Here is a 14,912-nt window from a genome sequence, read left to right on the forward strand (position 1 = left end):
CGTTTTTCGTCGAACGTGTGGAGCAGCAAGAATGACCGAGCGTAAAGCCACGGTGTCACGTGATACGCTGGAAACCCAGATCACGGTGTCTGTAAATCTTGATGGTACGGGTGAGTTTAAAGCCGAGACCGGCGTACCATTTCTCGAACATATGATGGAGCAGATCTCCCGTCATGGCCTGATCGACCTCAACATCCATGCGAACGGCGATACTCATATCGATGATCACCATACCGTCGAAGATATCGGTATTACCCTGGGCCAGGCGTTTGCCAAGGCGGTAGGCGATAAGAAAGGCATCATGCGCTACGGCCATGCCTACTGCCCGCTGGACGAAGCGCTGTCCCGCGTGGTGATCGATTTCTCCGGTCGCCCGGGTCTGGATATGAATGTCGAGTTTACCCGCGCGGCGATCGGCAAGCTGGATACCCAGTTGTTCTGGGAGTTCTTCCAGGGCTTCGTCAACCACGCCGGTGTCACCCTGCATATCGATAACATCAAGGGTTTCAACGCCCATCACCAGGCGGAAACCATCTTTAAAGCCTTCGGCCGTGCCCTGCGCCACGCTCTGGAAGTGGACCAGCGCGCTGCCGATAAGATGCCATCTACCAAGGGTGTTCTCTGATCATGGCAACGGTTGCAGTAATTGACTATGGCATGGGCAACCTGCACTCGGTTGCCAAGGCGCTGGAGCATGTCTCTCCGGAAACTGAAGTCTGGGTAACCAACGATCCGGCCAAAGTAGCGGCGGCTGACCGAGTGCTGCTGCCAGGCGTGGGTGCGATCCGCGACTGTATGGCGGAGATCGTCAATCAGGGTGTGGACAAGGAAGTGCGCGATGCGATCGCTTCCGGCAAGCCTTTCCTCGGTATCTGCGTCGGCATGCAGGCGCTGATGGAGCGTTCTGAAGAGAACGGTGGCGTCGACTGCCTGGGCCACTTTGGCGGCGAGGTGAAGTATTTTGGTGACGACCTGCGCGATGAGCAGGGCGAGCGTCTGAAAGTGCCGCATATGGGCTGGAACCGGGTCGAGCAGAGCATCGATCATCCCCTGTGGAAAGATATCGACAGCGGCGAACGCTTCTACTTTGTCCACAGCTACTATGTGCAGGCGAAAGAGCGAGCCCAGGTGGCCGGTACCTGTGAGTATGGCGTACCGTTTGATGTGGCGCTGTACCGCGATAACGTCTTCCTGACCCAGTTCCACCCGGAGAAGAGTCACACTGCAGGCCTGCAGTTGCTGAAAAACTTCCTCGACTGGAACGGCAAGGTTTAATCCACAGGGCCCTGGCTTTATAACAGAAAGCTCTGAAACAGACAGCTCTGCACAGAGAATCTGGAGAACAAGATGGCATTAGCAAAACGCATCATCCCCTGCCTGGATGTGGAAAACGGCCGTGTGGTCAAAGGCGTGCAGTTTGTGGATATCCGCGATGCCGGTGACCCGGTCGAAGTAGCCAAGCGCTACAACGAACAGGGTGCCGATGAGATTACCTTCCTCGATATCACCGCCAGTCATGAAGGCCGCGATACCACGGTTGATACCGTGCGCCGTATGGCGGCCGAGGTATTTATCCCGCTGACCGTCGGCGGCGGTATCCGTACCTGCGACGATATCCGCACCATGCTCAATGCCGGTGCCGATAAGGTTTCCATCAACACTGCGGCGGTATTTAATCCGGAATTCGTCCGCGAAGCGGCGGAGCGTTTCGGCTCCCAGTGCATCGTGGTGGCGATCGATGCTAAGAAAGTGTCCGGCGAAGGTGAAGCAGATAAGTGGGAGATCTTTACCCACGGTGGCCGCAAGCCGACCGGCCTCGACGCTGTTGAGTGGGCGAAGAAGATGGTCGAGCTGGGTGCCGGTGAGATCCTGCTGACCTCGATGGACCAGGATGGCGTCAAGAATGGCTACGACCTGGGCGTCACCCGCGCGATCTCCGAAGCGGTGAATGTACCGATTATCGCCTCCGGTGGTGTGGGTAACCTGCAGCACCTGGTGGACGGTTGTGTCGAAGGTAAAGCCGATGCGGTACTGGCGGCCTCGATCTTCCACTTCGGTGAATACAGCATCCCGGAAGCCAAAGCGCATATGCGCGATGCCGGTGTTGAAGTACGCCTGTAATTGATACCGGCAAATTAGATAACAGTGGATAACTTACAGCTTTAAGTTATCCACTGATCTTGCAAAAGCCCTGCAGCGATGCGGGGCTTTTTCGTTTTCTGCTTATCCAGCCCCCACCGCTCGCACACAGAAGGCCTGCAACTGAGCAATCAGCTGTTCGGGCCGACTGTCGTGCTATCCTCGATCGGGCTTGGTCGCGCTAGGTCGCTTGCCGGGCCGTTCAGCCCCGATACATCTGAAAACCGCTGTGATGATCAGTCCCGGCGGTTTTTTTATCGCTGAAACAGGCGCACACTGTGACGCTGTACGTGATGAGCGAAGAGGTAGTGACAATGATCAGGCGATTCTGGCGACATGGATTTTTGGCCGTTCTGCTGCTGGTACTGGCGGGGTGCGCCAGTTACAGCGTGACCGAGGCAGAATTGAACCAGCAACTGGCGGAGCGCGCCGGGCAGAACCGGGTACTGGATATCAGCCATCAGCAGAACCGCATCCGGCTGGAGATGAAGCTGTTCAACCTGCAGCTGAAACTGCTGGAGGCGCGCGGTGGTGTCGCCCAGGTGACGCTGGACTCTGGTATTAAGGGCTGGGCCAGCGTCTTCGGCCAGGAACTGAAGCTCTCTTCCGAGCTGAAACCACAGCTGGAGACCGGACTGCGCTATGACGAGGGTGCAATCTATCTGGTCGATCCCCGCGTCACCCAGCTGGGATTCCAGAACCAGCAACTGAACCAGGCGCTGATGCAGCCGTTGCTGATGGTGTTGCAGCCACAGCTGGAGATGGCGCTGAGCAGCTATTTCTCGCGCTATCCGGTTTACCAGCTGGGCGACAGTATGCAGGAACGGATTGCAGCCAGGGCCTTTAGGGGCATTGAGATCCGCGACGGCAAGCTGGAATTCAAGGTGCATTGATTCAGGCCTGGAGGGCGCAAGAACGGTCAGGCCAATTGACATCATCTGCATATAGAATGAACAATGAAGACTGGACTGGATGGTCCAGTCAAAAATGTTTATCGGGATGATTTCAGGTATTTCCAGAAGGGAAAGGTGGCGATGCGGCAACTGATTGGCTTGTTATTCCTATTATCTGCGGTCTCTGTTCAGGCCGGAGCGGTCAAAGTGGCACCGCTGTCGGCGCTGGTGTCGGCGGTGCAGTACAGTGCCCCGGCGGAGGTCACCAACTACGATCACAGCCAGCTCAGTGCCCAGATCAGCGCCCTGGTGCAACAGGTCAGCGTCGATGTCGGCGACCGGGTGGAGCAGGGCCAGCTGCTGGTGCAACTGGATTGTCGCGACCACCGCCTGGCGCTGCAGCAGGCGCAAAGCGTCAGGGATGCGCTGGATGCCCGTATCCGTCTGGCGCGGCAGCAGCTGAGCCGGGCCGAACGCCTGCTGAAACAGCGTTCCGCTTCGCAGGAGCAGCGCGACCAGCGCCGTGCCGAACTGGATACCCTGCTGGCGGAGCGGCGCGGCAGTGAGGTGCAGATCAGCGCCAGCCAGATCAGGGTTGAGCGCTGTCAGATCAAAGCCCCCTTTGCCGGGGTGATCACCGAACGGATGGCGGCCGAGGGCAGCCTGGCCAATATTGCCACCCCGCTGATCCGCCTGCTGCGTACCGATCGCGCCGAGGTCAAAGCCAAATTGCCGCTGTCCCAGGTCGCCCTGCTGCAACAGGGTCGCTCTCCCCTCTACCAGACCGCTGACAGCAGCTATCCTCTGCAGCTGCGCGCGGTGATTCCGCTGATCAACAGCCGCAGCCGCACTCAGGAGGTGCGGCTCAGCTTTGCCGACAGCAAGGCGCTGACCGGCAGCAGTGGCCGCCTTGTCTGGCAGGGCAAGCGTCCGGCGGTACCCGTCGGAATGATGGTGAAGCGTGATGGTGTGCTGGGGCTGATGCTCTATGAGGAGGGTGTTAGCCGCTTCCGGCCGCTGCCGCAGGCCAGTGAGGGCCAGGCGGCGCTGGTCGATCTGCCGCAGGATACCCTGGTGATCGTCGAAGGGCAGCACGCTGTTTCCGACGGTGACCGGGTCGAACTGAAGGATGCCAGGGACTTATAGGGCGCAGTGATGCTGAAAAAACTGATCAACCACCATGTGCTGGCCAACCTGTTGTTTGTGCTGGTACTGATTATCGGTGCTATCGCCTACAACCTGCTGCCGCGACAGCAGGACCCGACTATCAACTTTAACTGGATAGTGGTGACCACCGCGCTGCCGGGTGCCTCGGCGGTGGATATCGAGAAGCGGGTGACCGATCCGCTGGAGGAGGCGATCCAGAACGTCTCCGATATCAAGTTTGCCTCCTCCAACAGCCGCGACGGCATCTCCAGCCTGCTGATCCGTTTTCAGGATATCGACACCCGCACTTTCGATAAGCGGGTCACCGACCTGCGCCGTGAGATCCAGAACGCCGAGGATGAGCTGCCGCAGGCAGCGACCGATCCGATTATCCTCGAAATCACCAGTGCCAATGCCTTCCCCAGTGTCACCGTGGCGGTAACCGGTCTGGCGGACGATGAGAACCTGCGCATTCAGGCGCGCAATATCGAAAAGGATCTGGAGCGCCTGGCCGGGGTCGACCGGGTTGATCCGGTGGGGCTGGATGATCCGGAGCTGCAGGTGAACTTCGATCCCGATGCCCTGCAGGCACTGCAGCTGTCGCCGACCCAGGTGGCGGACAGCGTCGCGCTCTGGTTTCAGGACCTGTCGGCGGGCAGCGTCGATGTCGGCGGTAACGCCTGGCTGGTGCGACTGGTGGCGCGCGATGCCTCACCCGACCGGGTCAAGCAGCTGCCGCTGGTGGGACTGAACGGTGAGGAGGTAACCCTGGAGCGGGTCGCCTCGGTGATCCGCAGCCGTGAGAAGGCGGTGCAGGAGGCGATCATCGACGGCAAACCCGCGGTGGTGCTGGCGGTGATGAAAAAGTCCAACGCCAATACCCTGGAGCTGGTAGAGCGGGTGAAGGACTATATGGCCGAGCGCAACAAGCTGGGCTTTCAGACCGGAGTCGACCTGGTGCTGGTGGATGACCAGACCATCCCTACCCGTGAGGCGATCAGCCTGATGCAGAACAACGCCATGATCGGCCTGCTGCTGGTGCTGTTTGTCGCCTGGCTGTTTCTCGGCAGCCGTATCGCCTTCCTCACCGCGATCGGTATCCCCTTTATCCTCGCCGGCACCTTCTGGGTGCTCTGGGGTATCGGCGAGACCCTCAATGTCACGGTGCTGCTGGGGGTGGTGATTGTGCTCGGTATGCTGGTGGACGATGCCGTGGTGGTGGTGGAGGCGATCTACCACCGCCTGCAACAGGGCGAAGCGGCACTGGAAGCGGCGGTGAACTCGCTCAGGGAGGTCGGCCGGCCGGTAACCAGCGCAGTGCTGACCACGGTGGCGGCCTTTATGCCGCTGATGCTGCTGCCCGGTATCCTCGGCGACTTTATGCGGGTGATCCCGATGGTGGTGATTATCGCCCTGGCGATCTCGCTGATCGAGGCGTTCTGGATGCTGCCGGCCCATGTCTCGGTGACCCGGATCAGCTTCGAAAACCCCGGCCGGGTGCAGCGCTGGCGTATCCGCTCTACCCGCAGGATCCAGATCTTCTATATCCGCAGCCTGATCAAGGCGCTGCGTCGACCAGCCCTGACCCTGCTGATGATGCTGATGCTGTTTATCGCTTCGCTGGGAGTGATCGGCGCCGGGCTGATCAAGATCGATTTCTTCGCCGCCGATCCGCTGCGGCTGTTCTACGTCAATCTGCAGATGCCGCCGCAATCCACCCTGCAGCAGACGCTGGAGAAAGTGGGCGAGGCGGAGCAACGGGTGCGCAGCCACCTGAAAGATGAGGATATGCGCGCCGTGGTGGGCTATGCCGGGCAGCAGTTTACCGAGACCGCACCGCAGTTTGGCGACCAGTATGGCCAGATTCTGGTGGGGCTGAAGCCTAAGAGTGATAGCAACCGCAGCGTCGATGAGCTGATTGAAGCGGTACGGGCCGATATGGAGGCCCTGGCCGGGCCGGTGAAGGTCTCCTTCCTGCGTCTGGCGGGTGGGCCGCCAGTCTCCAAGCCGATCAGCATCAAGGTGCGCGGCGATGACTACGACGAGATCCGCGCCGCCGCCGATGCCCTGCAGGCCTATATGGAGTCGGTGCCGGAGATGATCGATATCAGCGATGATGCCGGGGGCGGGCGGATGGCGATGACCCTGACGCCGGACTTCGATGCCATCACCCGGGCCGGGCTGCGACCGACCGAAGTACTGCGCAGCGCTCACCTGCTGGTGGATGGCGAGGTGGTGGCCGATATGCAGCACGATGGCGAAAAGCTGGAAGTGCGGGTGCGGGCTGAGCCGAAAGCCTATGCCGATGTCGAGCAGCTGCTGCAGTTCCAGCTTCCCACCGCGACCGGTGATCAGGTGGCGCTGAACAGTCTGGTGCGGGTGGATAAAGCGCCGGGAGTGGGCAATATCCGCCACTACAACTTCCGCCGTGCCATCACCGTGGAGGCGGATCTGAAGCCGGATAGCCTCGACACAGTGACGGCCAACGCCATGGTGCTGGATCACTGGAATGCCGAGTTGCAGGCGCAGTTCCCTAACCTGGGGCTGGATTTCACCGGCGAGCTGGATGAGATTCAGGAGAGCATCGATGCCATGATCGTGCTGTTTATCTTCGGTGTCGGCGTGATGTACCTGATTCTCGGCACCCAGTTCGCCAGCTACTGGCAACCGTTTATGATCCTCGCTACGGTGCCGATGGCCTTTACCGGGGTGGTGATGGGCCTGTTCGTGACCCAGAACCCGCTCAGCCTGTTTACCCTCTATGGTGTCGTGGCGCTGGCCGGGATTGCGGTAAATGCGGCCATTGTGCTGATCTCTGCCGCCAATGCCCGGCTGGATCGCGGTATGAGTGTGTTGCACGCCACGCTGTATGCGGCGCGGCGGCGGGTGATCCCGATCCTGATCACCTCCCTGACCACTATTGCCGGACTGTTCTCGCTGGCGACCGGCCTCGGCGGTAAATCGCTGATCTGGGGGCCGGTGGCTACCGCTATCGTCAGCGGCCTGGCGTTCTCCACCATCCTGACCCTGTTTGTGGTGCCGACCCTCTACCGGATATCGATGGCAGGCGCGGCGCGCAGGAAGATTCGGCGGCAGGAGAAAAGGGAGCGGAAGCAGCTGGCGCGCTCGGCCTGAGGCTGAAGCTGCCGCCCTGCAGCGGGTAGCCGCCGCAGGGCGGTCTGAAACAATACCGGCGGGATCTCTATTCGATCGGCAGGCGGGCGCTGGCTTTGACCTCCTTTACGGAGATATGGGACTGCACCGCGTTAACGCCGGGAATGCGCCGCAGCAGGGTGATGCGCTCCGAAAACTCATCCAGGTCCCGGGCAACCAGTTGCAGCAGGTAGTCGACATTGCCGGTGATGCAGTGACACATCTGAATCCATTCAAACTCACCGACGATCTTTTCGAAATTATCGGTCAGTTCCACGTCGTGACGGCCAAAGGATACCTGGGTGAAAACAACGACGCCAAAGCCGAGCTTGCGCCGGTTCAGCACGGTGCGGTATTCCTCGATATAACCTTCTTCCTCCAGCCGTTTCCAGCGTCGCCAGCTGGGCGTTTCACTGAGGTTGACCTTCTCTGACAGCCTGGTGTTGCTGATGCGGCCATCCTGCTGCAGCTGACGGAGAATCTGCAGGTCGGTCTGGTCCAGATGCTCATGGGCAGAATCTTTCTTATTGTCATTCTTCATGAGGGGATGCTTCTAAAAGTTGTGTAGATGATAGCGGTTATAGCAAGGTTGTTTCTGGCCATCAACATAGAATATTTCGGGTAAGCGCAGGCTGGATAGCCCGCGTGGATAAGTGCCTCGCTCGGTTTGAGTGGGCTGTGATTTTAAGATATCCGGAGCCTGGCCATGTTGAGCCTGTACCTGAATTTTTGCCTGTTTGCCTTTATCGCCTCGATTACACCGGGACCGAGTAATCTGATCTCGCTGATGATCGGAACCCGTCGGGGGATATGGGCGGCATTGCCCTTTATCTGGGGGGCTTCGGTCTGTATGACCCTGATTCTCTGGCTGGCGGGTGCGGGACTTGCCCCGGTTATTGTCGGCTCTCCGCTACTGAAGCTGGTGATGAGCTGGGGAGGCGGTCTTTGGATGAGCTGGCTGGCCTGGAAGCTGTTCTTCGCAGCTCCCAGTCAGGCCGGTCAGGACAGGGGTAAAACCATCGGCTGGCTGCAGGGCGCGGCCCTGCAGCTGGTCAACCCCAAGGCGTGGATGATGGCGTTGTCGACGACCGCCATTTTCTCCCTGCCCGATGCACAGAACCTGCAACATACATCCATGCTGGCCGCTCTGTTCTTTCTGGTAGCGGTGCCCTGCCAGCTTTGCTGGAGTTGGCTCGGTCAGTCGGCGGCGCAGCTGGCGGGATTTCCGCGATGGGAGGTCAAAATCAACCGGATACTGGCACTGGCGCTGCTGGCCACGGTCTGGAGTGCCTTACTGATGACAGGGGTGTGATGCCCCGTTATCGCCTGAATATCCCAGATCCCTGGCTAACCTGGCTTGCTCTGCCCGGGTTTCAGGCACTGACGGCTATCACAATGGTTTGATCCGGTAACTGCAGCGCAGGTCGCCATCGAGCAGGTACTGCTCGCGTTCGATGCTGGCCTGACCGGCAAGCAGCTGACGGAACAACGCCAGTTCCGAACGGCAGAAGCCCTGGCACTGAGTAGCGGCGGCGCAGATCGGGCAGTGGTGTTCCTGTAGCAGGAAGCTGCCATCCTCGCACTCGATCGTTTCCGCCATATAGCCTTCCTCGCTGCGCAGGCTGGCCAGGGTATGCAGGCGCTCACTTATATCCTGTTTATCCGCTAGCGCCTGCCGGTAGCGTTGTGACTGCTGCTGTTCGCGGCGGCTGATCAGCTTGTCCAGACCCTCTTCACCGAACAGATCGATCACCGATTCGATCAGTTGCAGGCTCAGCTCGGCATGGCTGTCGGGAAAGCGCTGCATGGCGCTGCTGGTCAGGTACCAGCGGTGCTTGGGACGGCCGCGACTGGCGGCACTCTCCTGCCAGTAGACCAGCCCCTCGTTTTCCAGGGCTTGCAGGTGGCGGCGTGCGCCCATCGAGGTGATGGCGAGGGATTCGCCCAGTTCCGCTGCGGTCAGCGGGCCCCGGGTTTTCAGTAACTGGAGTATCTGGTCGGCATTGCTCATAGTTACAACAGTATCTTGCGATAGGGATTTTTAATCAACAAATTGGTTTACTAAATAGAATCTGAGATATTTAATAAACAAAAATGTTTATTAAATGGGTGGCAGCTATGAACCGGACAGAATGGATACTGTTTATGACGGTGATGCTGGCGGTAGCGGGGTTTGCCCTGCCATCGCCGGTGATGACGCCGATGTTCCTCGATCAGGGGTACCAGCTTCTGGCGTCTGATACCGGCCAGACCGAACGGATCTGGTGGCTGATGCTGGCCTTTGGCCTCTATCCGGTGGGGCAGATGCTGGGCGGGCCTTATCTGGGACGCTTGTCGGATCGCTGGGGCCGCAAGCCGGTACTGGTCGGGGCGCTGATCGGAGTGGTGCTGGGCTACCTGGTGATGGCGCTGGCGATCTGGCAGCAGTGGCTCTGGCTGTTATTGCTCAGCCGTCTCTGGGAGGGACTCTGTAACGGCAATGTGGCGATCGCCCAGGCGATGGCGGCCGACATCAGTTCACCTGAGCGCAAGCCGATCCTGTTCTCGCGTCTGAATGTGGCACTGAATATGGGTTGGATTGTCGGGCCGTTGTTTGGCGGCTTTATGGCTGAGTACGGCGGCGGTTATACCGCACCCTTTATCGGTGCCGGGGTGATCGCGGCGCTGAACCTGGGCGGGGTGTTCTGGGGGTTACCGGCGGTGACAACCGCAGCGCAGGGCCCCGGCGCTGAGCCACCGGCGGTGCGCCTGAGCCTGATTAGGCTGCCGCAGCTGCGTCTCTATCTGTTGCTGACCCTGCTGAGCTACGGCGCCATTATGCTGTATTTCAACTTCTTCAATGTCTGGCTGGTGGAGCGTTTTGCCCAGACGCCATTCCAGCTGGCGCTGGCCGCTGTGATGATCAGTGTACCGATGATGTTCGGCAGCTGGCTGGCGGGACGTATCTCAGGCCGGTTGCACCTGCTCTGGATCGGTCTGCTGGGACATCTGCTGATGACGCTGGGGATGTTGCTGTTTGTGGTGCCGCAGTCGCTGGCAATGCTGTATCTGGTGATGGCGATCGCCGGTGTCGGTATCACCATCGGCGAGCAGGCGACCTCGCTGGGGGTTTCCAACAATGCGCCTGCATCACAGCAGGGCGAGGCGATGGGACTCTATCGGGCACTGGCAATGGGCAGTGAGCTGCTGGCGGCAGCGATGGGAGCGCTACTGGTAATTCAGGGAACCCAGTATGCCTATATCGGGGCGGCCATGCTGGCGCTGCTCTGTGTACTGATCTTCCTGCGCAAGGGAATCGTCGAGGTAGGACGGGCGCTGCGGCCGCAGTCGACCAGCGCGCCCTGAGGTGGTATCGAAACGGTCAGGCCAGGGCGATCACCTCATCGACCAGCTTATTGATGCCGCTGGCGGCTTCGCTGATGGAGCCCGCCAGCATATAGGCCGGGGTGGTCACCAGCTTGCGTTCGGCATCTACGACTATCTCATCGACACAGGCATTGCGGTGCTGGCCGCCCATCGCTTCGATAGCGGCGGCGGTGTCGGCATCGTTGCCGATGGTGCAGGTGGCGCCTTCACCAAACAGCAGTGGCGTCATCGCCGGGGCAATACAGATCAGGCCGACCGGCTTAGCCGCGGCATGGATCGCCTGGGTGAAGCGTTTCACCTCGGCGTTGACGCCACAGTCACTGCCATTAACGGCGAAGTCAGACAGATTCTTGGCCGCGCCGAAGCCTCCGGGGATGATCAGGGCGTCATAGTCAGCGGCATCGGCGCTGGCCAGATCGATAATATCGCCGCGGGCCAGTCGCGCCGCCTCGATGAGTACGTTACGGCGTTCGCCCTCGGCCACTTCGCCCTTGAGGTGATTGATCACATGCAGCTGCTCTATATCCGGTGCCATGCACTGGTAACTGGCATTGTTCTGTTCGATGCGCAGCAGTGTCAGCACCGATTCATAGATTTCGGCGCCGTCATAGACACCGCAGCCGGACAGGATTACAGCGATCTTTTTCATTGCAGAGGTTCTCCCTTCTCTATTCACCGGGTGATTTTAATCATACCCGCGCCGCTGTGAATTGCGTTAAGATTTTGCCTATATTCCAGACAATTCGCGCAGCGTGCCGGCTCAGCCAGTCGGCGGGGCTGGCGCCTGATCTGCCCTGTTATTTCGGGTTTGTCATATATTTGTCATCATTTTCGAGTCCAATCTCAATTCAAGTAAAGGAAGTTGTCAGTGGCCTTTAATAACAGCCAGCGTTTATTCCCGGAAACCCGCATGCGTCGCATGCGCGCCGATGATTTCTCTCGCCGCATGATGCGTGAGAACACCCTGACCCCTGACGATCTGATCTACCCGATGTTTATTCTGGAAGGCAAAGACCAGACAGAAGCAGTGCCTTCGATGCCGGGGGTGTTCCGCTATTCGGTGGATCTGATGGTAAAGGAAGCCAAAGAGCTGGAAGCGCTGGGAATCCCGGCGATCTGCCTGTTTCCCGTAACGCCCGCCAGCGCTAAATCCGAGCTGGCTGAAGAAGCTTATAACCCCAATGGACTGGCGCAGACAGCGATGCGTGCGATCAAGGATGCCTGTCCTGACCTGGGCATTATGAGTGATGTGGCGCTGGACCCGTTCACCACCCATGGACTGGACGGCATCATCGACGATCAGGGTTACGTACTGAACGATGACACCATTGAGGTGCTGGTAAAGCAGGCCCTGTCCCACGCTGAAGCCGGTGCCGATATCCTCGGCCCGAGTGACATGATGGATGGCCGTATCGGCGCGATCCGCGAAGAGCTGGAAATGAACGGTCACGTCAACACCCGCATTATGTCCTATGCCGCCAAGTATGCCAGTGCCTACTACGGCCCGTTCCGTGATGCGGTGGGCTCTGCCGGTAACCTGGGCAAGAGTAACAAGTTCAGCTTCCAGATGGACCCGGCCAACAGCGATGAGGCGCTGCACGAGATCGCGATGGATCTGGCCGAAGGCGCTGACATGGTGATGGTGAAGCCGGGCATGCCCTACCTGGATGTAGTGCGCCGGGTGAAAGAAGAATTCAAGGTGCCGACCTTCGCATATCAGGTCAGCGGTGAATACGCCATGCATATGGCGGCATTCCAGAACGGCTGGCTGGATGAAAAGACGGTGATGATGGAATCGCTGATGGCGTTTAAACGCTCCGGTTGCGACGGCATCCTCACCTACTTCGCCAAGCGTGCGGCACAGCTGATGAACGAATAAGTCGCGGCACGCACCAGCGGGCCGCCCAAGGAGATTATGGAATGGTCGAACAGTTAACGGAACAAAATGAAGCCGCAGTGGCCCTGCTGGAGAGTCGTGAGAGTGTGCCCACTACCGAGGAACCGGTAGAGGAGCCGCCGGTTGACCTTAAAGCCCCTGAGCTTTATATCAACCGCGAGCTGAGTCATCTGCAGTTTAATATCCGCGTGCTGGAGCAGGTGCTGGACGAAAGCCATCCGTTGCTGGAACGGCTGATGTTCCTGCTGATCTTCTCCAGTAACCTGGATGAGTTCTTTGAGATCCGCGTCGCCGAACAGCTGCGTCAGCTGAAGTACGGCCGCGAGGCAGTGGGGCCGGATGCGATGCATCCGCGTCAGGTGCTGGAGCGGATCAGCGAGATCTGCCATACCCAGGTCGAGCGCCAGTATAAGATCCTCAATGAGTTGCTGTTCCCGGCGATGGAGGCGGAGAATATCCACTTCCTGCGCCGTGCCAGCTGGACGCCGGAGCAGCGCGACTGGATCAAGGACTACTTCGAGGAGCGGGTGTTACCGGTAATCAGCCCGGTCGGCCTCGACCCGTCGCACCCTTTCCCGCGTCTGGTGAATAAGAGCCTCAACTTTATCGTTCAGCTGGACGGTAAGGATGCCTTCGGTCGTGAGACCGGGCTGGCAATCATCCCGGCGCCGCGTTCGCTGCCGCGCCTGATCCGCCTGCCGGAAGAGCTCTGTGGCGAGGGCGATAACCTGATCTTCCTCTCCTCGATTATTCATGAGTTCGCCGATGAACTGTTCCCGGGGATGGAAGTGAAGGGCTGCTTCCAGTTCCGTATTACCCGCAACGCCGACCTGACCTTCGATTTTGAAGAGATCGAGGATCTGGCCAACACCCTGCGTGGTGAGCTGCATTCGCGGAAATACGGTGATGCGGTGCGCCTGGAAGTGGACCAGCGTACGCCTGAGGACCTGATTCACTTCCTGCAGGAGGAGTTCAGCCTTAACGAAGCCCAGACCTATCGCGTCGATGGCCCGGTTAACCTGACCCGCATGATGGCGGTGCGTGACCTGGTCGAACGCAACGACCTGCGTTACAAGCCGTTCTCTCCGGGCATGCCGGGGCGCCTCAAGGAACAGAAGGATATGTTCCTCTCCCTGCGCCATGGCGATATCCTGCTGCAGCATCCGTTTCAGTCCTTCACCCCGGTGGTCGACCTGCTGCGCCAGGCGGCCAAAGATCCCGGTGTCGTGGCGATCAAGCAGACCCTTTACCGCACCGGTGCCAAGTCCGATATCGTCAAGGCGCTGGTGGAAGCGGCCCGCAACGGTAAGGAGGTCACGGTGGTGATCGAGTTGCGTGCCCGCTTCGACGAGGAGAGCAATCTGCACCTGGCCAGCCGTCTGCAGGAAGCGGGCTGTCTGGTGGTGTACGGGGTGGTGGGCTATAAGTGCCACGCCAAGGCGATCCTGATCGTGCGCGAGGAGGGGAATAAGCTGGTGCGCTACAGTCATCTGGGCACCGGCAACTACCACTCCGGAACCGCCCGCCTCTACACCGACTACAGCTATATGACGGCTGATCAGGAGGTGGGCGAGGATGTGCATAAGGTATTCCAGCAGCTGACCGGCATGGGCAAGATCCAGAAGCTGAAGAAGCTCTATAACGCCCCCTTTACCCTGCATGCCAAGATGATCGAACTGATCCAGCGCGAAGCGCGTCTGGCCAAGTCCGGCAAGAAAGGCCATATCATGGTGAAGGTTAACGGCCTGACCGAGCCGAAGATGATCCGCGCGCTGTACGAAGCCTCCAAGGCCGGCGTGCAGATCGACCTGGTGATTCGCGGCATGTGCCGACTGCGTCCGGGAATTCCGGGACTGTCGGAGAATATCCGTGTGCGCTCTATTATCGGCCGCTTCCTGGAGCATACCCGGGTCTATTACTTCGGGCATAACGGTAAGCCGGAAGTGTTCGGTGCCAGTGCCGACTGGATGGAGCGTAATATGCTGAACCGTGTCGAGACCGGCTTCCAGCTGTTCGGCAAGCATGCCGACCGTATCAAGCGCGAGCTGGATTATTATATGGCGGACAACTGCCAGAGCTGGGATCTGCAGGCCGACGGAAGCTATGTGCAGAACTTCCCGGCCGAAGGGGAAGAGGCGTTCTCGGCACAGCAGAAACTGCTGGAAGAATTTGCCCGCTAACGCTGCTGCCAGCTGCAAACAGGCGACCTGCGGGTCGCCTTTTTTAGGTGCTGAATCTGAGGCTCGGTTGAGCACTTAACAGCCATAAACAGAATATCTGTTACGTAATTGCGATTTGGCAGTGAAAATTGCAGAATA

At 59.4% G+C, this 14,912-nt stretch carries 13 protein-coding genes; 10 read left to right on the forward strand and 3 right to left on the reverse strand.

The annotated features are described in order from the left end of the window. Positions 1–31: 31 nt before the first annotated feature. From hisB to Q354_RS26320, 6 genes are all read left to right on the forward strand, one after another. Positions 32–625: an imidazoleglycerol-phosphate dehydratase HisB gene (hisB, locus tag Q354_RS0117345; protein WP_027858699.1), complete on the forward strand. Its 594-nt coding sequence runs from the start codon at positions 32–34 to the stop codon at positions 623–625. A 2-nt stretch (positions 626–627) separates the two neighbouring features. Next, a complete protein-coding gene (gene hisH, locus Q354_RS0117350; protein ID WP_027858700.1) occupies positions 628–1,275 on the forward strand; it encodes an imidazole glycerol phosphate synthase subunit HisH in 648 nt (215 codons plus the stop codon). A 72-nt stretch (positions 1,276–1,347) separates the two neighbouring features. Beyond that, positions 1,348–2,121, forward strand: a complete 774-nt coding sequence (gene hisF / locus Q354_RS0117355) for an imidazole glycerol phosphate synthase subunit HisF (protein ID WP_027858701.1) — start codon at positions 1,348–1,350, stop codon at positions 2,119–2,121. Between the two features lie 296 nt (positions 2,122–2,417). After that, positions 2,418–3,032: a DUF1439 domain-containing protein gene (locus Q354_RS0117360; RefSeq protein WP_156948409.1), complete on the forward strand. Its 615-nt coding sequence runs from the start codon at positions 2,418–2,420 to the stop codon at positions 3,030–3,032. 141 nt (positions 3,033–3,173) lie between these two features. After that, positions 3,174–4,178 carry an efflux RND transporter periplasmic adaptor subunit gene (locus Q354_RS0117365; protein ID WP_169828906.1) on the forward strand — a complete coding sequence of 335 codons (1,005 nt, stop codon included), beginning with the start codon at positions 3,174–3,176 and terminating at the stop codon, positions 4,176–4,178. Positions 4,179–4,187: 9 nt separating this feature from the next. Continuing rightward, on the forward strand, positions 4,188–7,313 hold the full coding sequence (locus Q354_RS26320; RefSeq protein ID WP_051560239.1) for an efflux RND transporter permease subunit: 3,126 nt from the start codon (positions 4,188–4,190) through the stop codon (positions 7,311–7,313). 67 nt (positions 7,314–7,380) lie between these two features. Here Q354_RS26320 and Q354_RS0117375 read toward each other — a convergent pair whose 3' ends face one another. Beyond that, positions 7,381–7,872 (reverse strand): Lrp/AsnC family transcriptional regulator, encoded by a 492-nt coding sequence (locus Q354_RS0117375; protein WP_027858704.1) that lies wholly within the window; start codon positions 7,870–7,872, stop codon positions 7,381–7,383. A 165-nt stretch (positions 7,873–8,037) separates the two neighbouring features. On the opposite strand from Q354_RS0117375, the gene Q354_RS0117380 reads away from it, so the two are divergent. After that, on the forward strand, positions 8,038–8,643 hold the full coding sequence (locus Q354_RS0117380; protein WP_027858705.1) for a LysE family translocator: 606 nt from the start codon (positions 8,038–8,040) through the stop codon (positions 8,641–8,643). A 78-nt stretch (positions 8,644–8,721) separates the two neighbouring features. On the opposite strand, the gene Q354_RS0117385 is transcribed toward Q354_RS0117380, so the two are convergent. Beyond that, positions 8,722–9,342 (reverse strand): helix-turn-helix transcriptional regulator, encoded by a 621-nt coding sequence (locus Q354_RS0117385; RefSeq protein WP_027858706.1) that lies wholly within the window; start codon positions 9,340–9,342, stop codon positions 8,722–8,724. 107 nt (positions 9,343–9,449) lie between these two features. Here Q354_RS0117385 and Q354_RS26325 point away from each other — a divergent pair, with 107 nt between their 5' ends. Continuing rightward, on the forward strand, positions 9,450–10,676 hold the full coding sequence (locus tag Q354_RS26325; protein WP_036230495.1) for an MFS transporter: 1,227 nt from the start codon (positions 9,450–9,452) through the stop codon (positions 10,674–10,676). A 16-nt stretch (positions 10,677–10,692) separates the two neighbouring features. On the opposite strand, the gene elbB is transcribed toward Q354_RS26325, so the two are convergent. Continuing rightward, positions 10,693–11,346 (reverse strand): isoprenoid biosynthesis glyoxalase ElbB, encoded by a 654-nt coding sequence (gene elbB, locus Q354_RS0117395; protein ID WP_027858707.1) that lies wholly within the window; start codon positions 11,344–11,346, stop codon positions 10,693–10,695. Between the two features lie 219 nt (positions 11,347–11,565). On the opposite strand from elbB, the gene hemB reads away from it, so the two are divergent. Both hemB and ppk1 read left to right on the forward strand, forming a co-directional pair. Next, positions 11,566–12,576: a porphobilinogen synthase gene (gene hemB, locus Q354_RS0117400; RefSeq protein WP_027858708.1), complete on the forward strand. Its 1,011-nt coding sequence runs from the start codon at positions 11,566–11,568 to the stop codon at positions 12,574–12,576. 41 nt (positions 12,577–12,617) lie between these two features. Continuing rightward, positions 12,618–14,774, forward strand: a complete 2,157-nt coding sequence (gene ppk1, locus Q354_RS0117405) for a polyphosphate kinase 1 (RefSeq protein WP_051560241.1) — start codon at positions 12,618–12,620, stop codon at positions 14,772–14,774. The last annotated feature ends 138 nt before the right edge of the window (positions 14,775–14,912 follow it).

Source organism: Marinobacterium jannaschii DSM 6295, assembly GCF_000620085.1.
In the GTDB taxonomy this organism is placed as follows: domain Bacteria; phylum Pseudomonadota; class Gammaproteobacteria; order Pseudomonadales; family Balneatricaceae; genus Pontibacterium; species Pontibacterium jannaschii.

Excerpts from the sequence above, each read along its gene's own strand:
- hisB (WP_027858699.1), top strand. The coding sequence starts at position 32 with ATGACCGAGCGTAAAGCCACGGTGTCACGTGATACGCTGGAAACCCAG.
- hisH (WP_027858700.1), top strand. The coding sequence starts at position 628 with ATGGCAACGGTTGCAGTAATTGACTATGGCATGGGCAACCTGCACTCG.
- hisF (WP_027858701.1), top strand. The coding sequence starts at position 1,348 with ATGGCATTAGCAAAACGCATCATCCCCTGCCTGGATGTGGAAAACGGC.
- Q354_RS0117365 (WP_169828906.1), top strand. The coding sequence starts at position 3,174 with ATGCGGCAACTGATTGGCTTGTTATTCCTATTATCTGCGGTCTCTGTT.
- Q354_RS26320 (WP_051560239.1), top strand. The coding sequence starts at position 4,188 with ATGCTGAAAAAACTGATCAACCACCATGTGCTGGCCAACCTGTTGTTT.
- Q354_RS0117375 (WP_027858704.1), bottom strand. The coding sequence starts at position 7,872 with ATGAAGAATGACAATAAGAAAGATTCTGCCCATGAGCATCTGGACCAG.
- Q354_RS0117380 (WP_027858705.1), top strand. The coding sequence starts at position 8,038 with ATGTTGAGCCTGTACCTGAATTTTTGCCTGTTTGCCTTTATCGCCTCG.
- Q354_RS0117385 (WP_027858706.1), bottom strand. The coding sequence starts at position 9,342 with ATGAGCAATGCCGACCAGATACTCCAGTTACTGAAAACCCGGGGCCCG.
- Q354_RS26325 (WP_036230495.1), top strand. The coding sequence starts at position 9,450 with ATGAACCGGACAGAATGGATACTGTTTATGACGGTGATGCTGGCGGTA.
- elbB (WP_027858707.1), bottom strand. The coding sequence starts at position 11,346 with ATGAAAAAGATCGCTGTAATCCTGTCCGGCTGCGGTGTCTATGACGGC.
- ppk1 (WP_051560241.1), top strand. The coding sequence starts at position 12,618 with ATGGTCGAACAGTTAACGGAACAAAATGAAGCCGCAGTGGCCCTGCTG.